Source organism: Streptomyces sp. NPDC004111, from assembly GCF_042874215.1.
GTDB lineage: Bacteria > Actinomycetota > Actinomycetes > Streptomycetales > Streptomycetaceae > Streptomyces.
The window spans coordinates 61,203-84,556 of sequence record NZ_JBIAMU010000006.1 but is presented as its reverse complement, the minus strand read 5'-3'; the positions used below and the strand labels follow the sequence as shown (position 1 = coordinate 84,556).

Below are 23,354 nucleotides of genomic sequence, written 5' to 3'. Positions count from 1 at the left end.
TTCTGGAACGATTGTTAAACATCCATTGCGCAGGACGCAATGGATGGGTGGGACGCGCTGGTCCGTGCCGCCGCGCGGACCAGCGCGTCGAACAGCCCCTGCTGCGCCGGGTCGGTGGCGGCGGTGTCCTCCGGGTGCCACTGGACCGCGAGGAACCAGCCCCGGGCGGTGGGGAGTTCGAGGGCCTCGGGCGTGCCGTCGGCGGCGTGCGCGGTGACGCGCAGACCGGCGCCGAGCACGTCGACGCGCTGGTGGTGGTAGCAGGAGGCCTCCGCCTTCGGCGCGCCGGTGGCGCGGGCCACGGTGGAGCCGGGGGCGAAGGTCACCGGGTGCACCAGGTGGCGGTGTTCGTGCTCGGGGCCGCCCATGTCCTGCTCCAGGGTGCCGCCGAGGACGACGTTGACGACCTGGAGGCCGCGGCAGACCGCGAGCAGCGGCAGCCCGGCGTCGAGGGCCGCGCGGGCCACGGCCAGGTCGAAGCCGTCCTGCTCGTCGTCCACGTCGTACACGCTGCGGTGGGTGTCGGCGGCGCCGTAGCGGTGGGTGGCGAGGTCGCCGCCGCCGGGGAGCAGCACCCCGGCACAGCGTGCCAGCCGGGCCGCCACCTCGGCCGGGTCGGCGATGCCGCCGGGGGCGTGCGGGTGCAGCATGAACGGCTCGCCGCCCGCCCGCCAGACGGCCTCCACCAGTGCGCGGGCGGTGACCTCGGCGGCGTACCGCAGGGCGGAGGTGGAGGCGGCGAAGCGGTTGGGGACGGCGAGCAGCGGGCGGAGCCGCGCCGGGACCGCCGTCACAGCTGCATCCAGGTCGTCTTCAGCTCCGTGTACTTCTCCAGCGCGTGCGCGGACTTGTCGCGGCCGTTGCCGGACTGCTTCATGCCGCCGAACGGGACGGTGAGGTCGCCCTCCTCGTAGCAGTTGACCCAGACGGTTCCGGCGCGCAGCCGGCGGGAGACCTGGTGGGCGGTGGCCAGGTCGGAGGTCCACAGTCCGGCGGCGAGGCCGTAGTCGGTGTCGTTGGCGAGGGCCACCGCCTCGTCGACGGTGTCGAAGGTGAAGACCGACAGCACGGGTCCGAAGATCTCCTCGCGGGCGAGCCGGGAGTCCCGGTCGACCCGGTCGAAGACGGTCGGCGCGTAGTAACTGCCGCCGCTCTCGCGGTGGATGCGCAGCCCGCCGGCGCGCAGCCGGGCGCCGTCGGCCTCCCCGGCGGCCACATGCCCCGCCACCCGCGCGAGGTGCCCCTCGCCCGCCAGCGGGCCCATCTCGGTGGCCGGGTCGAGCGGGTCGCCGGCCCGGAGCGCGCCGGCCTTCTCGACGACCGCGTCCACCACCCGGTCGGCGACCGAGGAGTGCACGAGCAGCCGTGAGGGAGCGGTGCACATCTCGCCCTGGTTGAAGAAGATGCCCCAGGCGGCCGTGGCGGCGGCGCGGTCCAGGTCGGGGGCGTCGGGCAGGACGATGTTGGGGGACTTGCCGCCGAGTTCCAGCCAGACCCGCTTGAGGTTGGACTCGGCGGCGTAGTGCAGGAAGTGGCGGCCGACGGCGGTGGATCCGGTGAATGCGAGCACGTCGACGTCCCGGTGCAGACCGAGGGCGCGTCCGGCGGTCGGCCCGTCGCCCGCGACGACGTTGAGCACGCCGTCGGGCAGCCCCGCCTCGGTGCCGACGCGGCCGAGCAGCAGCGCGGACAGCGGCGAGAGTTCGGAGGGTTTGAGCACGACGGTGCAGCCGGCGGCCAGGGCGGGTGCGACCTTCCAGCCGGCCAGGGTGAGCGGGAAGTTCCACGGGACGACGGCGCCGACGACGCCCGCGGGCTCCCGGGTGACCAGGGCGAGGGCGTCGGGGGCGGTGTGCGGGGACTCGTCGGCGAGCTTGTCGGCGAGGCCGCCGTAGTAGCGGAAGGTGCTGATCAGGGAGCGCAGTTCGATGCCGTACGCGTCGGAGACGGTCTTGCCCATCTCCAGGCTGAGGGTCAGCGCGAGGTCCGCCCGGTGGGCCTCGACGAGGTCGGCGAGGCGGAGCAGGATCCGGCCGCGCTCGGCCGGGGCGAGCCGGGGCCACGGGCCGCGGTCGAAGGCGCGGCGGGCGGCGGCGACGGCCAGGTCCACCTCGGCGACCCCGGCATCGGCGACCCGCGCCAGTTCGCGTCCGTCGCGCGGTGAGACGACGGCGAACTCCCGTCCCCCGCCCGGCTCCTCGCGGCCGTCGATGTGATGGCAGACCGGGTGCCGCAGGGCACCCGCCCGCCGCAGCCAGTCTTCGTACGAAATGTCCACCGTGGGTACCTCCGGGGTTCGCGGCGTGCCGCGCGACACGGCGCGCACGGGCGGAGCGGTGCCACCGTGTTTCCATTTGAGTCCAAACGATATGCGGAGCGCGGAGGCTCCACAAGGGTCGCGGCACCCCCGTTCACCCCCTCTTACGAGCATGAAAATCCCGCAAACCACAGCACACGACGCCCGGATCTGCTGGTATTGGTCCGTCGCAGGGAATAGTGATCTTGGACAGACGAGAGACGGGGTACGAGCCGAACCGGGCACGGCATCCCTGTCGCCCCACCCACCTGCCTCACACACAAGGGAGCGAACGACCGATGAGCCTGGCCCAGCTTCACTACACCTCGGCCGCCGGGTTCACGGCGGTCGGCCCCGACGTTCCGCCCGAACTGCTCGACGAGGCGGAGGAGGTGCTCGCGGCGTTCCCCGCGGGCGCGTTCTCGCTGAGCCGGCTCGGCGACGGCAGCCGCCTGCTGAGCCGCACCACCACCGACCCGGAGACCGGCGGCGCCTACACCCACGCCGTGCACCTCCCGGCCGGCACCAGACTTCCCGGCGGCGCGCTGCCGGTCACCGCGTGGGACTCCCCGCGCTGGGCGCAGCTGCCGCCCGCCCAGGGCGACCCGCCGCCCGCCCTGGAGCTGTTGACGCCCGCGGCGGGCTTCTTCGACCGTGACGGGCTGGCCGGCTTCGCCGCCTCGTGCGGTGCGCGCCTCGCGGGCGTACTTGCGGACGTGCGCGGACTCTGCGAGGACCCGGGGGCCGAGCAGGTGGTCCTGATCGAGGAGGACCCCGCGGACATCGCGCGCTGGGTGGCGGTGCTCGGTGCCGCGCTCCCCCGCGAGCACGCGCACGGGCTGACCTTCACCACGTACGCGGAGCGGCCGGAGCACGCGCTCCAGCAGATCGTCGGGACCTCGCCGGACGTGGTCTTCCCGGCGGCGGACTTCCGGGTGCACCGGGCCGCGGACTCCGGCGACCGGGAGCCGGGCGACCGGGCGGAGGCCGCCGCGCCGGCGGACCCTTGGGCCCAGGTGGCCGCACAGATCTGGCTGGCCGGGCGCCCGGAGCTGTTCAAGCGCGCGGCGGCCCAGCCCTCGCTGCACGGTGGCGAGTTCGAGGCGGGGCCGCTCGCCGCGACGGCGCTGAGCGCCGGGGTCGCACTCGACTCCCGGGGGCGCACGGAAGCCGCGGCGTGGGCCGAGGAGCACGCCGACGGGCTGAGCGCGGGCGACTGGCCCACCCTGCTGAACGCGCTGTGCGCACCGGTCCCCGGCTCCCGCCCGGACGGCGAACTGGACGCCCTGGAGCGGCTCGCCGTCCGCATCGACGGCAAGGTGCCCGCCGAGGCACTGGCCCCGCTGGCCTCGCTCCTGGCCGCCGAGGACGACAACCCCGCCGCGGTCCCCGAACTGGCCCGCCAGCTCGCCCACGAACTGCTCGCCGACCCGGAGCGGGCGCGCAGCGCCGCCGTCCGCGAGGCGCTGGCCCAGCACTCCGCACTGCACGCCCAACTCCTCGTACACCTGGATGAGTTGGCTCCGGAGAACCCTTTCTCGCTGGTCCGTCTGCTGCACATGGCCGACCTGGTGCCCGGCGAGCCGGAGGGACTGCCGCACCTGCGGATGTGCGCGGCCTACCCGCAGCCGGGGGCCTCGGCCGCGGGCGGCGACCGGGACTCCACGCTGCAGACCGTGCTGCGGGCCGCCGGGGTGTCCCCCATGGTCGAGCCCCTGGTGCTGCGCACCGGCTTCCGGCTGGTCTGGCCGGGCAACGCCCTGCCGACCCCGCAGGAGGCCCGCTGGATCCTCGGCGAGACCGGGTCCGACGCGCACCGCACGGCGGGCACCTACCCGGAGCTGATCCGGGCCGCCCTGGAGGGCCCGGCGGACGACCCGGACGTCACCCCGCTCGCCGCCGACCTGATCCGCTGCTTCCCGCACGAGATCGACGCCCGTCAGCTGGGTGCGCTGCGGCTGCTCGAATTCGCCGAGTCGCTGGCCGAGGGCCGGGCGGGCGCGGGCCCGGTGGCCACCGCCCTGACGCTGCGTTCGGCGGCCCACCCGGTGGAGCCCACCGTCCTCCAGCGGGTCTTCGGCCTGCTCGCGCGGGACCTGCTGGCCGAGCAGCGCCCGCCGGGCGAGCTGAGCGCGCTGGCCCGTTCGGCCGACCCCGACCTGCTGGCGGCGTACGACGCGGCGGCCCGCGGCACCGCGCTCCAGGACAGGATCCGCACCTCCCCCACCTACCTGGCCGACTGCTTCACCGCGTGGACCTCGGACCCGGGGGCGAGCCCGCTGTGGGACGACACCAGGGCCGCGCTGCTGGAGGAGGTGCTGCGGGCCGCGCTCCAGCACATGACCAGCCGTGAGATCGCAGCGGTGAGCGACCACTTGGAGCGGGCGGGCGGCACCCACGCCGCGGACTTCCGGGCCTGGCACCGCCCCGGCGGGAACACCTTCGGGAGGCTGGCCCGGCGCTTCGGGCGGCGCTGAGCCTGCGGTGGCGAGCCGGACGGCCGTCGCCGGGCGGCGGTGGCGAGCCGGGCGGCCGTCGCCGGGCGGCGCTGTGCGGGCGGCGCCGAGTGGGCGACACACCCGGGCCCGTCTTGACCCATTCAGTCAAAAAGCACGCCATTTGCCACTTATAGGCATACGCTGCCGCAGCACGAATGTGACTCTGAGCCGCTATACACCGGAGCGGCCAGGGAGCGTAAGTTGCGACAACGGATCATGCGGAGCGGCGTGGCCTCGGCCCTGCTGCTGTCCTCGCTGGCGAGCATGCTCGCCGCGGCCCCCGGCGCCGCCGCGCGGGCCGCCGAGGCCGAGGTGGGCATCACCAAACGGGTCACCGGGGCGACGATGCCGCTGGAACCCGGCGACACGCTCTCCTACAACCTCACCGCCTCCTGCTCCTCGCTGACGACGGCCTGTGTGAACCCGGTGGTCGAGGACGTGCTGCCGGCCGGCTTCGACATCACCACGCTCCCCAAGTCGACCGACACCCGGACCGTCAGCTACGACGCCGCCACCCGGAAGCTGACCATCCAGTTCTCCGAGTCGCTGCCGAGCCCGCCCTCCCCCGCCGGATCAAGCGGGCTGCCCGCCGGGGTCAGCCGCCAGGTGGCGATCGGGATGCGGGTCCCCGCCGAGACCATGCTGACCGACGGCGCCAAGGTCCCCAACACCGCGACCATCGACGCCGACAACGCGGACCCCGAGTCCTCCACCGCCGAGGTGACGGTCCGCATTCCGCGCGTGGTCCGCCCCGTCACCGCCAAGAAGTGGTCGCACACCTCCACCGTGGCGCAGTCCGGGGAGAACTCCACGATCACCCTCGGGGTGCGCAACGGCTCCTCCACCTCGGCCGAGGTCACCGCGCTGACCGTCGGCGACACCACGGCGGCCACCTACGAGCACTTCGACGTGACCGGTGTCGGACCGGTCTCCCGGTTCCCCGCGGGCGCCGACCGGGTGCGGGTGCTGGTCTGCACGAAGCCGGCCGGCACGCCGTGCGCCGCCGGTGAGTTCGTCGCAGGACCGCTCGGACCGGGGCCCGCCGTGGCACTGCCGCCCGGAATCGCACCGGAGCGGATCACCGGGGTCAAGTTCGAGTTCACCGCCGCCTCCGGGGCGAAGCTGCCGTACGACGCGACCGGCGGGCAGGTCGCCCTGGACGTCGTCCTGCGCGACACCCGGCGCTCCGACGGGAAGCCGATCGCCCCGAGCAGCCGTCAGCAGGTGCGCAACTGCGCCTCGGTGAGCGCCAAGGACGCCGTCGCGGGCACCGTCAACGGCCCCGAGTCCTGCGCCACCCACGACATCCTGCCGAACATCGCGAGCGTGCAGGGCACCAAGTCCTTCTTCTCCGACACCGATGGCAACTTCCGGGCCGACGGCACCGCGATCATCGGCGCGAACTCGCCCGTCTCCATGGTCGTCGGCGCCCGCAACACGGCGTCCTTCCCCGTCGCGACCCTGACGATCACCGAGCCGTCGACGACGGCGGTCAGCGAGTTCGACAAGTTCGACGCCTCGAAGATGGAGGTGGAGTTCCCCGCCGGAGCCACCTCCGCCACCGTCACCGTGGTCTGCCGGGACGGCTCCAGGCCCGCCCCCGTCCAGCTCACCGCGACGCCGTCCCGGCAGGGCGTGCCGGCCACCGGATGCCCGGCGGGCAGCCCGCCCCGGCAGGTCTCGGTCACCTTCCGCGGGACCGACGCCAAGGGCAGCGGCACCATCGCCCCCAACGGCCTCGGCCGGCTCGGCCTGCACGGCAGGCTGAACGGCAAGGAGAACGCCCAGGACGCCTCGGACGGCATCGCCAACTGCGCGGACGTCTCCGCCACCAACCCGGTGGACGGCTCCGGCGCCGGCTCGGGCACCGCCTGCGAGAGCCTGCGCCCGCAGAACCCGCGCGACGACATCCGCACCTCCAAGTCCGCCGACAAGACGGAGGTGCCGCCGGACACCCCGGTGACCTTCACCCTCGACCTGGCGAACGCGGGCACCACCGCGCTCGACCGTCCCGCGATCACCGACCCGGGCGACCCGACGGCCGCGGGCAACCCGTTCGACGTCGTGCGGCTCACCGGGATGACCATCCGCTACCGCGAGCCCGCCGGGCTGCCCGTGCTGCTGGAGGTGTACGACCCGACGGCCGCCAGGTGGGTCGCGTACGACGCCGCGAACAGCGCGCTGCTGAACCGCGCCAAGGGCGTCCGGGCCCGGCTCGCGGACGGCAGCCTGCCGCCCAACGGCCGCATCCTCGTCGACGTGGTCGTGGAGCGCCGCAGCGGCGTCGCCGACGACGTCTCCTTCCGTAACTGCGCGGTGATCACCTCGGCCGGCCGGCCCGTGGCCGGCAACGTCTGCACCGCCGAGGAGAACGTCACCAAGCCCGCCCGCAGCGGCGGCTCGGTCCGCAAGACCATCTCACCGTCCCTGGTCGCCAGGACCCTGCCGGGCGTCCCCCGCCAGGAGCCGGACGTGCGCATCGAGGCCCGCAACACCGGCAACGTGAACCTCAAGGAGATGATCGTCACCGACGCCGACGCGGACTTCTTCGACGCCGCCGACTTCGTCCGCGTCACCGGGGTCACCTTCCCGCCGGGTGCCGACCGGGTACGCGTCGACGCGTGCACCGCCGGGTGCTCGGGCCCGTCCGCGACCTGGGTCGAGGGCACGGCCACCGGCTCCACCACCCCCGGCCTGCCGTCCGGTGTCGACGCCGCCGACGTGCGGGGCCTGCGGTTCACGTTCTCGCACTCCGGCGGTGGCTACGTGCTGGTGCCCGGTGCCCCGCAGCGGCGCGGCGCCTGCCCCGACATCGTCTGCTTCAAGGTCGCGGCGCGGCAGAACCTGCGCTCGGCCCCCGGCACCCCGATCCCCGACACCCTGGAGGACACCGCGAAGGCGGAGGGGTCGAGCAGGCTCCAGCCGCCGGACGGCACGTTCCCGTTCGGCGACAGCACGGCGACCCTGAAGGTGCAGGAGGGGCGCGGCAAGCTGGACGTCGAGAAGGGCCCCGACTCGCGCATCGGCCCCGGGGAGAGCGCCCCGTTCACCCTGACCGTCCGCAACAGCGGCACCGGCGCGGTCAACTCGCTGGTGCTCGCCGACCCGATGCCTGAGCTGCTGCGCTTCGACGAGACGTACGCGGGCGACAACGGGCTCCCCTTCCGGCTGACGTTCAAGGTCCCCGCCGGTACGCCGGAGCCGCCCGCTCCGGTGTACGAGCCGACCCGCGGCCCCGACGGGCGCATCACCCACGTCCGGTGGCGCTTCCCCAAGTGGGCGATGCTGCCGGGTGCCGAGATCAAGGTGACGTTCCAGGTCAAGCTGGCGCCCGGGGTGCCGGGCGACTCCGTCGTGCAGAACGTGTTCGGCGCCGGGTCCGAGGTCGACAAGGACCTGGAGTGCCTGGCGAACTCCGGCCGGGACGGGGAGCGCGTCGACGACACGGAGAACTTCGGCGAGGGCCGCTACTGCACCTCCCGGGCCGAGATCACCACCCTGCCGGGCACCGCGTTCGAGGCCAGCAAGTGGGTCGCGGGCGACCCCGGCCTCGGCTTCTACAACTCGGTGACCAAGCAGTACGTGGCGCTGGACTCGCCGTCCTGCCCGGTGCTGAAGCAGGGCGGGCGCACGTACACCCAGTATCCGTGCATCGCGCTGGTCAAGCCGGGCGAGCGCTTCCAGTACCTGCTGCGGGCGGTCAACTCCGGTACCGACCCGACCACCGAGGTGCGGCTGCTGGACGTGTTCCCGTACCGCGGCGACACCGGGGTGCTGCTCGGCAACCAGAGCCGCGACACCCGGTGGAACCCGCGCCCCCGGCTGACCGGGGCGCCCGAGCTGACCGGCCCCGGCACCCTGGAGACCAAGTACGCCACCGTCACCAACCCCTGCTCGAACCTGATCAGCACCCCGCGCCGCGACTGCGCGAGGGCCGACTGGCGGGCCGGGCACACCGACGAGGCCACCGGCGTCGAGATGCGGGTCACCTTCGACACCCAGCTCCCGCCGGGCGGCGAGGTGTTCATCACCCTGCCGATGTCCTCGCCCGTCGACCTGGACGATCCCGGTGACCCCGCCATCGCCTGGAACTCCTTCGCGCACTCCGAGACCGTCATCCAGAACGGCAACCGCCACGACCTGCCGGTCACCGAGCCGCCCAAGGTCGGCGTCGGCATGCGGTTCGGCAACCTGCGCGTCGACAAGATCGAGGTGAACGTCCCCGAGGGCATCGTCTTCGGCCCCTACAAGGTCGGCTACCGCTGCACCGTCACCCCCCAGGGCGGCACCGCGCAGGTGGTGCGCGACGGTGTCTTCGAGATCACCCCGTACACCCCGATGGCGCTGGTGGGCGTGCCCGCCGGAGCCCGCTGCGAGGTCTGGGAGATCGACTCGGGCGGCCTGCGCAGCAGCCACCTAGGCCCGGAGAACGCGCAGGTCGAGATCATCACCCCGGCCTCGCCCGACGAGCGCGGCGAGCACGTGGAGATCACCAACACCTATGTGAACGCCTCCCTGAAGGTCCGCAAGAAGACCACGGGGGCTGCCGCCGCCGAGTTCGGCAAGGGGCCGTTCACGGTGCGGGTCGACTGCCTCTTCCGGGGCGGCAGGCTCCCCGGCTTCCCCAGGGACCTCACCTTCCAGGGCGACGGTGAGACCCCCGTCGACGGACTGCCCGCGGGTGCCCGCTGCACCGCCGTCGAGACCGACCGGGGCGGTGCCGACTCGGTGGACATCACCGCCACCGACTCCTCCGAGACCGGCACCGCCGTCATCGACTCCGTCCCGGGCAGGACCGCCGGGCTGACCGTCACCAACGACTTCCCCAACGGGTCGCTGCGGGTGATCAAGCACCTCGCGGGCGCGGGTGTGCACTTCGCGGACCGCACCCTGCGGTTCCGCGTCCGGTGCGACTTCAACGGCCGCAAGGACGCGGTCGTCCGTACGGTGACGGCACGCCCGCCGACCCTCACCGGCCAGGTGGACGACATCCCGGTCGGCGCCGAGTGCACGGTCGACGAGATCGACCAGGGAGGCGCGGACGAGACCCCGCCGCCCGTCGGCCCGATCACCATCACCAAGGACGGCGCGGTGACCACGGCGGCCGTGGACTTCACCAACACCTACTCCGTCGGCAGCCTCACCCTCCGCAAGGAGATCGAGGGTGCGCCGGACACCGCCCCGTACGCCCGGGACTACGTCTTCCGCGTCACCTGCATCCGTGAGGCGGAGAGCCCGGACGGCGATCCCGTGGTGGCCTTCGTGATCCGCAAGCGCTTCACCGTCAGGGCGGGCGAGACGCTGAAGGTGCCCGGCGAACTGCCCCTCGGGGCCCGCTGCTGGGCCGAGGAGATGAGCGACGGCGGCGCCACCCGCACCGACGTCGACCACGGCAGCCACGGCAGTGCGGTCGTCGTGACCAAGGACGCCCCCGAGGTGTCGATCACCGCGAGGAACTCCTACGAGACGGGCACCCTGCGCCTCGCCAAGAAGGTCGTCGGCACCCCCGCCGGGCGGCCCTTCGTCCTGGAGCTCTCCTGCACGCTGCGCACCAAGGACGGCCGGGACCTGCCGGTGGTCGACCGGCGCCGCTACACGTTCACCGGGGCGGGTTCGCGCACGGTCGACGACCTCGGCTTCCCGCTGCCCAAGGGCACCCGCTGCTGGGCGACGGAGGTGGACAACGGCGGAGCCACCAGCGCCGGCGTCGACCACGGCAGCCCGGCGACGGCGGTCACGGTCGGCGGCACGGACTCCCCCGCCGTCACCATCACCGCCACCAACAGCTTCGACCCCAAGCCGGTGCCGAAGCCGGGCCGCTTCACGGTGGCCAAGCAGCTGAAGGGGCAGGGCCCCGGCCCGTTCACCTTCCACGCCCGCTGTGTGAAGCCGGGCACCCGGACTCCGTTCCTCGACCTGCGCTTCACCCTCAACCCCGGGCGCAGCCGCACCTTCACGGTGCCGGCCGGCTCGGTCTGCTCGGCCAGGGAAACCCCGGTGCCGCGCGGGGCCAGGGTGACGGTCCAGGACTCGGACCCGGGCACCGCGGGCGGCGCCACGGACGGTGTGGTGCGGGTGAGGTCCGAGGACAACGCCCTGGTCCGGATCACCAACACCTTCCACGGCAAGCCGCCGAAGCCGGTCAAGTAGGCCCGGCGGCCCCCGGAGAACAGCGGCGCCCGAAGGAGGGCTCCACACTCGGCGGCGCCCCGCACCGGAAGGGATCCGGTGCGGGGCGCCGCTCGTGTTCCCCCGTACTCAGTGGCAGTTCACGCTCTCGGCGCGGGTGCGCTCGCCCCGGCCCTTCCAGGCGCAGGAGTCGACCTGCTTGCCCTTGGCGTTGAGCAGGGCGGCGGTCTCGGTACCGCTGTTGTTCCACACGTAGGCGGCCCGGCCCCGGTAGCGGTGGTCCCAGTACACGTGGGCGGCCGTGTCGCGTCCGCTGCCCGTGCGCAGCGTCACGGTCCTGCCCGCGCCGAGCGAGAGCGCGCGGAAGGTGTACGTCCAGCCGTACTTGTCGCGCACCTTGTAGCCCTTGAGCTGGACCGCGTACCGGTTGGCGTTGTGGATCTGCACCCACTCGGAGTTCCGGCTCGCGTTGGACCCGCTGTCGGAGCCCGCCCCGTTGTACTGGATCCAGCCGAAGTGGACACCCCCCTGGTGCCGCGGCGCGGCCTGCGCCGGAGCCACCGCGCAGGCGAGCAGTCCGACGACCCCCGCCGCGACCGGCACGGCCGCCCTCATCCCGTTCCCACGAAACACATGTCCCCCACTCTTCACGAGATCCACATGATGTGGATCTCCGGAGTGCATGTCATCACAACTCGCGCCGCCGCACGACCGGTTCCCGCAAGTTCGATTCCCCTTCGCACGCGGCGGGCCGAACTCCCGTGCGGCACACGGCCGTTGCCCCGGGCACAATGTCCTTCGATCACCGACCGCGCGGTCGCGCGGAAGGACCGGAGGAACGGGGCACTCGGTGCGTGGAGAGATACTCGAAGGCCGCTACCGGCTGGAGGAGGTGCTCGGGGCGGGCGGCATGGGCCAGGTCTGGCGGGCCGTCGACCACCGGCTGGACCGGGACGTGGCCGTCAAGGTCATCCTGACGAATCCGCTCGCCGAGGAGTCGCTGGCCGCGCGGTTCCACCAGGAGGCGCGCTCCACCGCACGGTTGACGCACCGTCACATCGTGACGATCCACGACTACGGCGAGGCCGAACTCTCCGGCGGCCCGGTCCTCTTCCTGGTCATGGAGCTGGTCCAGGGGCGCTCCCTGGCCACCTTCGTCACCGCCAAGAGGCCGGACGTCGCGTGCGTGGTGGACTGGGGCGCCCAGATCTGCACCGGCCTGGCGGCGGCCCACCGGGGCGGCCTGGTGCACCGGGACATCAAACCGGCGAACGTCATGGTGTACGGCGAGGAGGAGCGCGACCTCAAGATCTGCGACTTCGGGATCGCCCGGGTGATGGGCGAGACCGGGCTCACCCGCACAGGGTCGGCGATCGGCACCCCCGCGTACATGTCGCCCGAGCAGGCGCGCGGCGACCGCACCATCGACGGCCGCAGCGACCTGTACTCGCTGGGCTGTCTGCTGTACGAACTCCTCGCCGGCGTCCCGCCCTTCGAGGGCACCGGATGGGCCGTGGTCACCAAGCACCTCGCCGAGCAGCCGCGCCCGGTGCGCGCCCTGCGCCCCGAGGTGCCGAGCGAGCTGGACGAGCTGATCCTGCGCCTGCTGCACAAGGACCCGGCCCACCGCCCCGGCTCCGCCGCCGAGGTGGCCCAGACCCTCTCCGGGCTGCTGGCCGACCTGGAGCAGTCGCCGCCGGACGCCCGGCGACCGGCGCGCACGGCCCGCTCCACCGAGCCAGGACCGCCCGCATCCGCGCCCACACCCGCATCCGCCCCGGAATCCACGCCCAAACCCGCCCCCGCACCCGTGATGCCCGCACGGATGCCCGCGTTCGCGCCCGCCCCGGCGCCCCGCACCGCTGGCACCGGGCGCCGGGCCGGGGCCGGGACCGGGACCGGGGCCGGACTGGAGCCGCGACAGGGGCGCGCGCCCGCCCGGCCGATGCCTCCCGGCTCCACCCGGACCTCGATGCTCAACGGGCTGATCGCGGGCGGTCTGCTGTTCACCCAGTTCTCGCTGCTGACGAGCTGGTCGCCGTTCTGGGCGCTGCTGGTGTGCGCGGCAGCCTTCCTGACCGTCTCGCTGGCGACCTACGCGGGAGATCCGTCGTCGAACACGGACCCGGCCGACGAGTCGTGCCTGTCCACCCCTCTCACGGCGTTCGTCGGCGCGGTGCTCGTCAGCGTCTTCCTGCTGTTCTGGCCGCCGTCCCCGTGGTGGACGGGAGTGGTGTTCCTCTTCGCGGGCACGGCGGCGCTCGTCGCCGTCGGCCTGGGTGTGCGCAAGGCGGTGATCCGCACGACCGGCCGCATTCCCTGGTGCTGCGACGCGGGTACGGCGGCGGGCCTGTTCAACGGCACGGTCGTCTTCATGCTGCTGGCGGCCGGGGGACGTACGCCGCTGCTGCTGTCGGTCGCGGCCGGACTCGTGGTGTGCGCGGTGCTCGCACCCCTGGTCACCCTGCTGCTGCCGCGTCTCCCGGAGCGGGCGCCCGCCGACTGACCGCTGCCCGTGGCCGGGGCCACGGGCAGCCTGCGTCCGGTGCGGCCGGGGTCAGCCCTCGTCGGGCGTCAGCCGCAGCGAGATCGAGTTGATGCAGTAGCGCTGGTCCGTCGGGGTGGGGTAGCCCTCGCCCTCGAAGACGTGGCCCAGGTGCGAGCCGCAGCGGGCGCAGCGGACCTCGGTGCGGACCATGCCGTGGGAGGTGTCGGAGAGCAGCTCGACGGCGTCCGTGTCCTTGGGGTCGTAGAAGCTCGGCCAGCCGCAGTGCGACGCGAACTTCGTGTCCGAGCGGAACAGCTCGGCGCCGCAGGCGCGGCAGGAGTAGACGCCCTCGGTCTTGGTGTCGGTGTACTCACCGACGAAGGCGGGCTCGGTGCCGGCCTGGCGCAGGACCGCGTACTCGGCGGGGGTGAGCTCCTCGCGCCACTGCTCGTCGGGCTTTTCGATGTCGTACGACATGGTGGGTGTCCCTTCTTGACGCTGCGCGGGATCTACTGCTGCGCGAGGCGGGCCAGGATCTGCGGGCCCAGGTCCGTCACGTCGCCCGCGCCCATGGTGAGAACCAGGTCGCCGGGGCGGGACATTCCCGCGATCACCTCGGGGACGGCGGACTTGTCGGAGACGGCGGTGACCTCCGCGCCCGCCGCCTTCGCCGCGTCGATGATCAGGGCGCTGGTGACGCCCTCGACCGGGTCCTCGCGGGCCGGGTAGATGTCGAGGACGACCGAGGCGTCCGCGAGGGCGAGGGCCTCGCCCATCTCCTTGCCGAGTTCCTGGGTGCGGGAGAAGAGGTGGGGCTGGAAGACGACCAGGAGGCGCGAGGGGGAGCTGTCCGAGGCCGTGGCGGCGCGCATGGCCTCCAGGTCGGCGGTCATCTCGGTCGGGTGGTGGGCGTAGGAGTCGATCACCTGCACGCCCTGCTCCTCGCCCTTGAGCTGGAGGCGGCGCTTGACGCCGGTGTACTTGCCGAGGGCGGAGGCCAGGTTGTGGGCCGGGAGGCCGAGGGCCACGCCCGCCGCGAGGGCGGCGACGGCGTTGTGGGCGTAGTGGGCGCCGGGGACCGAGACCGTGAAGGTGAGGAACTTGCCGTTCATGAGCACGGTGACCTCGCTGGTCAGCCCGCGCGGGGTGATCTTGTGCACGCGTACGTCGGCCTGGGCGGAGTCGCCGTAGGTGACGATGTTGAGCAGCTCGTTGCCGCGCAGGCGCGAGGTGAGTTCGACGGCGCCCTCCTGGTCGGCGTTGATCACCAGGGTGCCGCCGGGGACGACCTTGCCGACGAAGGTCTCGAAGGACTCGTAGATCTCGTCCATCGAGGCGTAGTTGGCGTGGTGGTCCAGCTCCACGTTGAGGACGACGGCGACCTGGGGGTCGTACTTCTGGAAGCTGCGGTCGCTCTCGTCGGCCTCGGCGACGAAGATGTCGCCCTCGCCGTGCAGGGCGTTGGTGCCGGGGCCCGCGAGGTCGCCGCCGATCGCGTACGACGGGTCGAGGTCCATCTCGGAGAGGGCGACGGCCAGCATCGAGGTGGTGGTCGTCTTGCCGTGGGTGCCGGCGACGGCGATGGCGCGGGTGCCGTCCATCAGCGCGGCGAGCGCGTCCGAGCGGTGGACGACCGGAATGTCCAGTTCGGCGGCGCGGAGCAGTTCCGGGTTATCGGCGCGGATCGCGGAGGAGACCACGACTCCGGTGGCGTCGTTGGCCAGGTTGGCGGCGGCGTGGCCGATGTGGACCGTGGCGCCCAGGGCGCGCAGCGAGTCGGCGGTGCCGGACTCCTTGGCGTCGCTGCCCGCCACCTTGGCGCCGCGCTGGGCGAGGATCTTGGCGATGCCCGACATTCCGGCGCCCCCGATGCCGATGAAGTGCGGTCGGTCCAGAGCGGTGGGGATACCGGGTGCCATGCGTCTGTCTCCAGGTGGTGCGGCGAACGGGGGCGGCGGACCCGCTCCCCGGCGAGGGGCGGGCCTGTTCCCCGGCGCGGAAGGGTTCTTCCCCGCCGGGGAGCCTCAGCCTATTCGCTGTGCGAGAAGAGCTTGAGCACCGGTACGCCGACCTTGTGGCGGGCCCGGGACGCCCAGTCGCGGTGGAAGAACTCCTCCACGTAGTGCGGTGCCGTCAGGACGATCACCTCGTCCGCCCCGGTCTCCTCGACCACGGACTTCAGGACGTCCAGCGGGTGGTCCTCGACGACCCGGCCGACCGCCTCGCTGCCCGCCTGGCGCAGTGCCGCCAGCGAGACGGCCAGTCCCTTCTCCGCCGGCAGCCTGGCCTGCTCGCCCTCCGGTTCGTCGCCCTCGTGGACGGCCTCCTCCAGCTCGCCCAGGGCCACGTCGTCGATGGCTCTCAGTAGGACGTCTGCCTGGTCGCCGCGCGGCTGCATCAGCACCACGAACGAGACGGCCTCTTCACCGTGCAGGGTCGTCACGAACTCCACGTCAGCCGCAGTGAGGGGCTTCTCGATCATCAATACGCTCGTGAACACGTCGGGCGCCCTTTCTCCATTCTCTGACCGGTGCGTCGGTACGCCCCGGTCCCTGACCGGAACGCCTGTGCGTCCCGGCCGCTGCGCATCCCTGCGGAAACCATCCTTCCCCGTGCCTGCACGGGGACCGCGAGGTAAGTGTGCCCACCGGAAGCTAAGCGGAACGACAAATTCCGCCTTTGCCGACCCCGAACGTACATATCGAATGATCCACTAACGGGTCAATAATGGGTCAATTCCGACGGTACTGGGTGAACAAGAAACCGGCCTCCTCCAGTACGGAAGCCAGCCGGAAGCGATCCGGAACCGCCAGTCCCGGCCCGTCCGCGATCCGCTGGGCACGCCCCGCGGTGAGCACCGGGGACACCGTGAGGCACAGCTCGTCGAGCGCGCCGTCCGCGATGAACTGGGCCAGCAGCCGCGGGCCGCCCTCGGTGAGCTGGCGGGTCAGCCCCCGCTCGGCCAGCGCGCGCACCGCCTGGTTCATCTCCACCCGGGCCCCGTCCCCGGCGACCAGCACCTCGGCCCCGGCCTCGCGGGCCGCGCGGATGCGGTCCAGCGGGGCCGTGGCACCGGTCAGCACCAGCGTCGGCACGAGCGGCCGGGCAAAAAGCGGAAGCGAGAAATCCAGGTCCAGGCTCGCGCTGACGACGGCGATGGCGGGCGCCGGTCCCTGCCCCGCCGCCGCACGCCGCTCCGCGAAGGCCGCACGGGCGCGGGCCGGGCGGTAGCCCTCCAGCCGTACCGTTTCCGCACCGACCACGACCACGTCCGCGAGCGCCCGCAGGGTGCCGAAGACCCGCATGTCGGTGTCGCTGGAGATCGGCTGGGAACGGCCGTCGTGCTGGGCCGCCCCGTCCAGCGAGGAGACCATGTTGGCGCGCAGCCACACCTCGGCTCCGGCGGGGTACGCGTAGGCCTCGGCCAGCTCGTCGAGCCCCCACTCGGGGCCGTCGGCGTCGGATGTCTCTTCGGTCACAGGGAACAGGCGTCGCATGGAACGCAGTCTGGCACGGCGCTTATGGTGGACCGTTGTGTCGTCCTCCACCGCTGCTCAGGGGCCCGGCCCCATATCCGAAGCGGCTCCGCTGTCCCTGTGCGCCCGCGAGCCGCACGTCCCCGCCGACCGGCTGGTCGCCGAGATGGTGCCGCCGCCGCGTTTCGACGCCGTGCGCTTCGACACGTACATCCCGGACCCGAAACAGCCCAGCCAGCCCGAGGCGGTACGGGTGCTCGGCGAATTCGCCGCGAGCCTCGGCGCACCGGCCGACGCGGGCAGGCGCCGCTGGTTCGCCAGGAAGCCCGAGAAGCGGCCCGCCGGTCCGCGCGGTGTCTACCTCGACGGCGGCTACGGCGTCGGCAAGACCCACCTGCTGGCCTCGCTCTGGCACGCGACGCCCGCCGACGCGTCCCTGAAGGCCTTCGGCACGTTCGTGGAGCTGACCAACCTGGTCGGCGCGCTGGGCTTCCAGCAGACCGTGGCCACCCTCTCCGGGCACCGGCTGCTGTGCATCGACGAGTTCGAACTCGATGACCCGGGCGACACGGTCCTGGTGTCCTCCCTGCTCAGCAGGCTGGTGGAGCACGGTGTCGCGCTGGCGGCGACCTCCAACACGCTGCCCGGCAAGCTGGGCGAGGGCCGGTTCGCCGCGGCCGACTTCCTGCGCGAGATCCAGGGGCTGTCCGCGCACTTCCGGCCGCTGCGCATCGACGGCGAGGACTACCGCCACCGGGGACTGCCCCAGGCTCCGCCCCCGTACGGCGACGAGCAGGTGAAGAAGGCCGCGCACGCCACGCCGGGCGCCAGCCTGGACGACTTCCCCGCGCTGCTGGCCCACCTGGCGAAGGTCCACCCGAGCCGGTACGGGGCGCTCACCGACGACCTGCGGGCGGTCTGCCTGACCGGGGTGACCGCGGTGCCCGACCAGTCGACGGCGCTGCGGCTGGTCGTCCTCGCGGACCGGCTGTACGACCGCGAGGTGCCGGTGCTGGCGTCCGGGCTGCCGTTCGACCGGCTCTTCAGCGAGGAGATGCTGAACGGCGGGTACCGCAAGAAGTACTTCCGCGCCATCTCCCGGCTGACAGCGCTCGCACGGGACGCGCAGGGTCTGGTGGCGCAGTAGGTTTGGGGTCGGCCGACGGCCGGGGCCCCGCCCCGGCCCGCGCCGGGAAAACCGTCCCGGCCCGTCGTCCGCGCCCGACCCGTCTGCTGAAGGGACCGCCGTCATGGCCACCGTCCGTACCGCCCACACCGTCTGGGAAGGCGAGCTCCTCAAGGGCTCCGGCACCGTTTCCTTCGACTCCTCCGGCATCGGCGACCAGGCCGTCTCCTGGCCCTCGCGCGCCGAGGCCGCGAACGGGAAGACCAGCCCGGAGGAGCTGATCGCCGCCGCGCACTCCAGCTGCTTCTCGATGGCGCTGTCGCACGGCCTGACCGGTGCGGGCACCCCGCCCACCCGGCTGGAGACCAAGGCCGACGTCACCTTCCAGCCCGGCGAGGGCATCACCGGCATCCACCTCACCGTGCGCGGCGAGGTCCCCGGCCTGGACGCCGACGGGTTCCGGGCTGCCGCCGAGGACGCGAAGAAGAACTGCCCGGTCAGCCAGGCGCTCGCGGGCACGACGATCACGCTGACGGTCGAATCCGCCTGATTTCCGGCCCAGGGGGGCCGTTCGGGTCCTGCTGGGACGGGGTGACCCGCATGTTTCGTGCGTGACCGGTTCACGTGTCACCGGTTGCGTGCTACACACGTGCGGGTCACATTCCTGTCCGCCAGCAGGGAGTTGCCCATGTCTGCGTACGACACGTCCGACACGTCCTCGACCGGCACGTCCCCCACCGGCACGGCTTCGGCCGGTGCGTCCCCGGAAGGCGCCTCCAGGCGCCAGGTCCTCGCCCGTACGGGTGCGCTGGGCGCGGGGATCGCCTTCACCGGTGCGCTCTCCGAGATCTTCGCGGGTACGGCGCTGGCCGCACCGCGCGGCGGCGGCCACCACCATTCCGGGTACGGGCCGCTGGTGCCCGACCCCAAGGGGCTGCTCGACCTCCCCAGAGGCTTCCGCTACCGGGTCCTCTCCCGCGAGGGCGACCCGCTGCGCTCCGGCGAGGGCCCGGTGCCCAGCAACCACGACGGCATGACCGCCCTGCGGGGCAGGCGCGGCCGGGTCCACCTGGTCCGCAACCACGAGAACCGGATGTCCGCCAAGCTGGGCGTCCCCACCGTCGAGGGCCTCACCTACGACCCCGCCGCCAAGGGCGGCTGCACCGCGCTCACCCTGGACGGCCGCAACAACGTCCTGGAGGAGCGCGTCGGCATCGCCGGCACGGCGGTCAACTGCGCGGGCGGGCCCACCCCCTGGGGCACCTGGCTCACCTGCGAGGAAAACGAGGACAAGGCCGGCAGCAACGGCTACACCAAGGACCACGGGTTCATCTTCGAGGTCGACCCCGCCGACCCGCACCGCACCGGGGCGGTCCCGCTGACCGCGATGGGCCGCTTCCAGCACGAGGCCATCGCGATCGACCCGCGGAACGGGATCGTGTACGAGACGGAGGACGCGTTCGACCGCCCCTTCGGCCTCTTCTACCGCTTCCTGCCGAACAAGCCGCACGGCGGGGTCGGCTCGCTGCGGGCCGGCGGCGAACTGGAGGCCATGCGGGTGCCCGGCGTGCCGGACCTGTCGGCCGTGCACGAGACCGGCCGGAGCTTCGGCGGCGTGGAGTGGGTGCCGGTCCCCGACCCGCTCGCCAAGCAGACGCCCGTCCGGCTCCAGGACTTCGGTCCCAAGGGCATCACCCACGCGCAGAAGCTGGAGGGCTGCTACTGGGGCGACGACTGCGTCTACTTCGTCTCCAGCTTCGCCCGCTCCAAGGAGGGCTCGGCGCGGGACCACTTCGGCCAGGTGTGGAAGTACGAGCCGCGGCGGCGCCGGCTGACGCTCGTCGTCGTCTTCGGCCCGTCCACCGACATCCAGATGCCGGGCGAGTCCCCCGACAACATCTGTCTGGCGCCGAGCGGCGGCCTGATGGTGTGCGAGGACGGCGACGGCGCACAGCACGTGTTCGGGCTGAGCAGGCGCGGCGAGGTGTACGCGATGGCGCGGGGGCGGCAGAACATCGGGACGGCGGAGAAGCCGGAGTGGGGGGAGTTCGCGGGAGTGACGTTCTCGCCGGACGAGTCGACGATGTTCGTGAACTGCTACACGCCGGGGACGACCTTCGCGGTAACGGGGCCCTGGGACGACTGACGGGGCGCGCGGGCGCCTGCGGCGGGCGATGCCCCTCCCCGCCCCTTCCCTGAACCGCTCGCCGCGGGGCTGGGGATCTTTCTGCGGGAGCGTCGTTGGTTGCTCGCGCAGTTCCCCGCGCCCCTGAAGGGGCGCGGGGAACTGTGTGGCCGGGCGCACCGCTCCGCTGCCCCGCTCAGCGGACTCGCGCGCGGGGCGGATTCGGCGCACGATCGGGGGATCGACCCGACCGAGTCCGATGGGGTACACGGTGGCCAAGAAGCCCAAGCACCAGCGCGCCAAGCAGGAGAACGGACAGCAGGGGGAAGGGGGCTCGCCCCAGCACGGGACCGACCCCCGCCGGACCCCCGTCTCCGACGCCCTCCGCCTCACCCCCTCCGCCCCCGTGACCCTCTCCTCGCACCCCGCCGACGCCACCCCCGTCGGCCCGCAGGGCAAAGCGGAAGGGGTGGCGGCGAGTGCGCTCGTCGGGTCCGTGCTCGCGGGGCTCCAGGAGCGGCTGTTCGCGGGCAGCACCGCAGGCGACACCCGGCGCCTGCTCCTCGTCCTCCAGGGCATGGACACCAGCGGCAAGGGCGGCACCGTCAAGCACGTCATCGGACACTTCAACCCCTCCGGCTGCCGCATCCGCGCCTTCAAGGCCCCGACCGAGGAGGAGCGCGCGCACTCCTTCCTCTGGCGCATCACCAAGGCGCTCCCGGAAGCGGGCGAGATCGGCATCTTCGACCGGTCGCACTACGAGGACGTACTGATCGGCCGGGTCCGTTCGCTCGCGCCGCCCGAGGAGATCGCCCGCCGCTACGACCACATCAACAACTTCGAGAGGTCGCTCACCGAGAGCGGCGTCACCATCGTCAAGGTCTTCCTGCACCTCAGCCACGACGAGCAGAAGCGCCGCCTCCTCGAACGCCTCGACAACCCCGACAAGCACTGGAAGTTCAACCCCGGCGACATCGACGAACGCGCCCTGTGGCCCGCCTACCAGCAGGCGTACGAGATCGCCCTCCAGCGCTGCTCCACCCCGGCGGCCCCCTGGTACCTCGTCCCCGCCGACCGCAAGTGGTACCGCAACTGGGCGGTCAGCAATCTCCTGCGCGAGCATCTGGCGGCCCTCGACCCGCAGTACCCGAAGGCCGACTTCGACGTCGAGGAGTGCAGGCGCAGGCTGCTGGAGACCCCGTGAGCTGCATAAATGCTCTAGCGCCTAATGTCATCATCTCGTCCTTGGGAGCACCCCGGGAGCACGCCGCTGGAGCAGCAGCACCCGATCGCGGCGGATCCGGGTGGGCGGGCCGTCACGTCGCTTGCTGAGGGACAAACGCAAAGCCCTCCTCCAGGCGTTGAACGCAGTGCTGGAAGGAGGGCTGCGGGCTGGCTACGCCCGTCTCCCGCCTGTCTGGCGGGAGGAACGGAGGGGAAGCGGCCGAAGGTCAAGCAGGGTGGTGGAGGCGGCGGCAGGGCTCGTGGGCGTGACGTGATGCATCTCTTCGATGGTGCGCACGTCTACATCCGAGAAGGTGACGACTCGGCCCTTTTTACTGTGCGGGAGTCGACTGATGTTCCGACGAAGCCATCGTTCGGGGACACGCAGTTCTTCGGCCGCCTGAGGGTAGGTGTAGATCACGATGCGAGCCTCGCGGGACGTGCTGCGGGCTTGGTGAGAGATGGTGTTGGCGTGTGTGCGCAGTGAGCTGACATGCGCGTTCTCCTGTGAGCGCCCCCGCGCCGGCGTGCAGTCTAGCGAAGGTTTGTGGTGCTGATTGCGCTGGCTTTCTGCCGTGAGCGGGTGGGGCCGGGGCACGGTTCTTTCAGTCGCCTACGGCTGGTACCAGCCGCAGGCCAGTGTCCGCGGGAATGGTGGCGGTCATTGCGGCTTCGAGGACGTCGCTGATTTCTTCGTCGAACTCGCGAACCAGGTGGCCGTACTGGTCAATCGTGGTGGTGATTGATTCGTGGCCGAGTCGGGCTTGGATGGCGGGGAGGGGGATCCTGCCGTGGACGAGCCAGGCGACGTGGGTGTGCCTGAGGTCGTGGATTCGTGGGCGTTTGGCTAGGCCCCTCTCGACAGCTGTGTCGACTGCTGGTTTCCAGACGCGTTGGTAGAAGTTGGGGTGGAGCCAGGGTTTGCCAAGGTTGGTACGGAAGAGGAGGGCTTCGGGAGGTAGCCCAGTCGCAAGTCGGCGGGCCATGTCGGCGAGGTGTGGTGGCAGGCCGATGGTGCGACGGGCCTTCTTCGTCTTGGGCGGTCCGAGGAACTGGGAGCGTCCGCTTCCTGTGGCGGCGCGCTTCCATGAGCGTTGGATGGTTACGGCCGGGACTGCGGTACTGAGGCTGAGATCGCGGGCTTGGAGGGCTGTTGCTTCGCCCCAGCGCATGCCGGTCCCTACGAGCCAGTCGGCGAGGTCTCGTGCGTAGGGATCTTTGATCTCCTGAGCGATGCGTGCGTACTCGTCGCGTTCGAGATAGGTGGCTGGCTCGACGAGACGTGTGTCCGTGCGGGGAAGTTTGGTGCTGGCGCAGCAGTTCTTGGTCCGTAGCGGCGGGTCTGCGTCGATGGCTGCTTGCACGAAGGAGTAGAGCAGTCCGTGTCTGCGGGTGATTGACGTCGGGTGGGCGGGTTTACGCAGCCACTTGTCTGGGTGCTTCGGGTCTTGGAGGCCTCGCTCCTCTTCGCGTATCCAGTCTTGTATGTCCTCTGCGGTGAGGTTGCCGATGGTTGCGGGGGTGGTTTCGCCCGTGGGGAGGCAGTGCCGGAGCAGGGAGAGGTGAAGGCGCACCTCTCTGCGGTAGTCCTCGCGTGTCAGTTCGTCGATTGCTGTGAGGCGGTCGATGCACCGTAGTGCCCAGTCGGTGAAGGGCACGTCGCCTTGGCGGGGTTCGTTGGTGGTGAAGCCCTGGCCGGGTATCCAGCCATGCGGCCACTGTTGGTTGTGGGCGTCGACGAGCTTCTTGAACTGTTCGGCGGCGGGCCTGTTGTCGAACTTCTCGTTGTCCTGTCGTGCGGTTCTGGTTCCGCCAGCTCGCCATCTGACCTGGAAGGTGGTGGAGCCGTCTTTGCGTTGCCGTTCGACGATGTGGGCCATGGTGCTTCTCCATCTGTGCTGGGCTGCCCTTACGTGTCCTGATCTTTCTGTAGCGAAGGAGGCGCTTCCTTGGGAGCCGTAGGCTTCTGGCCAGGTGGCGCGGGGAAGAAGG

15 protein-coding genes are annotated in these 23,354 nt (G+C 72.1%); 7 read left to right on the top strand and 8 right to left on the bottom strand.

Annotated elements, in window-relative coordinates; genetic code table 11:
• Positions 1-14: 14 nt before the first annotated feature.
• A complete protein-coding gene (locus ACFYVL_RS14425) occupies positions 15-794 on the bottom strand; it encodes a gamma-glutamyl-gamma-aminobutyrate hydrolase family protein (RefSeq protein WP_389244398.1) in 780 nt (259 codons plus the stop codon).
• Positions 791-2,278, bottom strand: coding sequence for an aldehyde dehydrogenase (locus ACFYVL_RS14420; RefSeq protein WP_389244396.1), 1,488 nt, complete (start codon positions 2,276-2,278; stop codon positions 791-793). The genes ACFYVL_RS14425 and ACFYVL_RS14420 overlap by 4 nt, the downstream gene beginning before the upstream one ends.
• A gap of 317 nt (positions 2,279-2,595) precedes the next feature.
• Here ACFYVL_RS14420 and ACFYVL_RS14415 point away from each other — a divergent pair, with 317 nt between their 5' ends.
• Both ACFYVL_RS14415 and ACFYVL_RS14410 read left to right on the top strand, forming a co-directional pair.
• Positions 2,596-4,773 carry a GTPase-associated protein 1-related protein gene (locus ACFYVL_RS14415; protein ID WP_389244394.1) on the top strand — a complete coding sequence of 726 codons (2,178 nt, stop codon included), beginning with the start codon at positions 2,596-2,598 and terminating at the stop codon, positions 4,771-4,773.
• A 222-nt stretch (positions 4,774-4,995) separates the two neighbouring features.
• A complete protein-coding gene (locus ACFYVL_RS14410; RefSeq protein ID WP_389244392.1) occupies positions 4,996-10,944 on the top strand; it encodes a DUF5979 domain-containing protein in 5,949 nt (1,982 codons plus the stop codon).
• 108 nt (positions 10,945-11,052) lie between these two features.
• Here the strand turns inward: ACFYVL_RS14410 and ACFYVL_RS14405 are convergent, their stop codons facing one another.
• Positions 11,053-11,526, bottom strand: coding sequence for a lamin tail domain-containing protein (locus ACFYVL_RS14405; protein ID WP_389244390.1), 474 nt, complete (start codon positions 11,524-11,526; stop codon positions 11,053-11,055).
• 247 nt (positions 11,527-11,773) lie between these two features.
• Here ACFYVL_RS14405 and ACFYVL_RS14400 point away from each other — a divergent pair, with 247 nt between their 5' ends.
• On the top strand, positions 11,774-13,429 hold the full coding sequence (locus ACFYVL_RS14400) for a protein kinase (protein ID WP_389244388.1): 1,656 nt from the start codon (positions 11,774-11,776) through the stop codon (positions 13,427-13,429).
• Positions 13,430-13,480: 51 nt separating this feature from the next.
• Here the strand turns inward: ACFYVL_RS14400 and msrB are convergent, their stop codons facing one another.
• From msrB to ACFYVL_RS14380, 4 genes are all read right to left on the bottom strand, one after another.
• Positions 13,481-13,888, bottom strand: a complete 408-nt coding sequence (gene msrB / locus ACFYVL_RS14395) for a peptide-methionine (R)-S-oxide reductase MsrB (protein WP_389244385.1) — start codon at positions 13,886-13,888, stop codon at positions 13,481-13,483.
• A 32-nt stretch (positions 13,889-13,920) separates the two neighbouring features.
• Entirely contained in the window at positions 13,921-15,330 is a 1,410-nt protein-coding gene (gene murC, locus ACFYVL_RS14390; protein WP_389244383.1) for a UDP-N-acetylmuramate--L-alanine ligase, read from the bottom strand.
• A gap of 110 nt (positions 15,331-15,440) precedes the next feature.
• Positions 15,441-15,911: an indole-3-glycerol phosphate synthase gene (locus ACFYVL_RS14385; protein ID WP_389244381.1), complete on the bottom strand. Its 471-nt coding sequence runs from the start codon at positions 15,909-15,911 to the stop codon at positions 15,441-15,443.
• A gap of 232 nt (positions 15,912-16,143) precedes the next feature.
• The gene (locus tag ACFYVL_RS14380) at positions 16,144-16,908 is read right to left on the bottom strand and encodes a pyrimidine reductase family protein (RefSeq protein ID WP_389244379.1); all 765 of its coding nucleotides are present in this window, start codon (positions 16,906-16,908) and stop codon (positions 16,144-16,146) included.
• Positions 16,909-16,945: 37 nt separating this feature from the next.
• Here ACFYVL_RS14380 and zapE point away from each other — a divergent pair, with 37 nt between their 5' ends.
• The 4 genes from zapE to ACFYVL_RS14360 all read left to right on the top strand — a co-directional run bounded on the left by zapE (position 16,946) and on the right by ACFYVL_RS14360 (position 21,342).
• Positions 16,946-18,034: a cell division protein ZapE gene (gene zapE, locus ACFYVL_RS14375; protein ID WP_389244819.1), complete on the top strand. Its 1,089-nt coding sequence runs from the start codon at positions 16,946-16,948 to the stop codon at positions 18,032-18,034.
• Positions 18,035-18,137: 103 nt separating this feature from the next.
• The gene (locus ACFYVL_RS14370) at positions 18,138-18,563 is read left to right on the top strand and encodes an OsmC family protein (protein ID WP_389244377.1); all 426 of its coding nucleotides are present in this window, start codon (positions 18,138-18,140) and stop codon (positions 18,561-18,563) included.
• 138 nt (positions 18,564-18,701) lie between these two features.
• Positions 18,702-20,159 carry an alkaline phosphatase PhoX gene (locus tag ACFYVL_RS14365; RefSeq protein ID WP_389244375.1) on the top strand — a complete coding sequence of 486 codons (1,458 nt, stop codon included), beginning with the start codon at positions 18,702-18,704 and terminating at the stop codon, positions 20,157-20,159.
• A 250-nt stretch (positions 20,160-20,409) separates the two neighbouring features.
• On the top strand, positions 20,410-21,342 hold the full coding sequence (locus tag ACFYVL_RS14360) for a polyphosphate kinase 2 family protein (protein WP_389244373.1): 933 nt from the start codon (positions 20,410-20,412) through the stop codon (positions 21,340-21,342).
• Between the two features lie 625 nt (positions 21,343-21,967).
• Here ACFYVL_RS14360 and ACFYVL_RS14355 read toward each other — a convergent pair.
• A complete protein-coding gene (locus ACFYVL_RS14355) occupies positions 21,968-23,242 on the bottom strand; it encodes a tyrosine-type recombinase/integrase (RefSeq protein WP_389244371.1) in 1,275 nt (424 codons plus the stop codon).
• Positions 23,243-23,354: the final 112 nt, after the last annotated feature.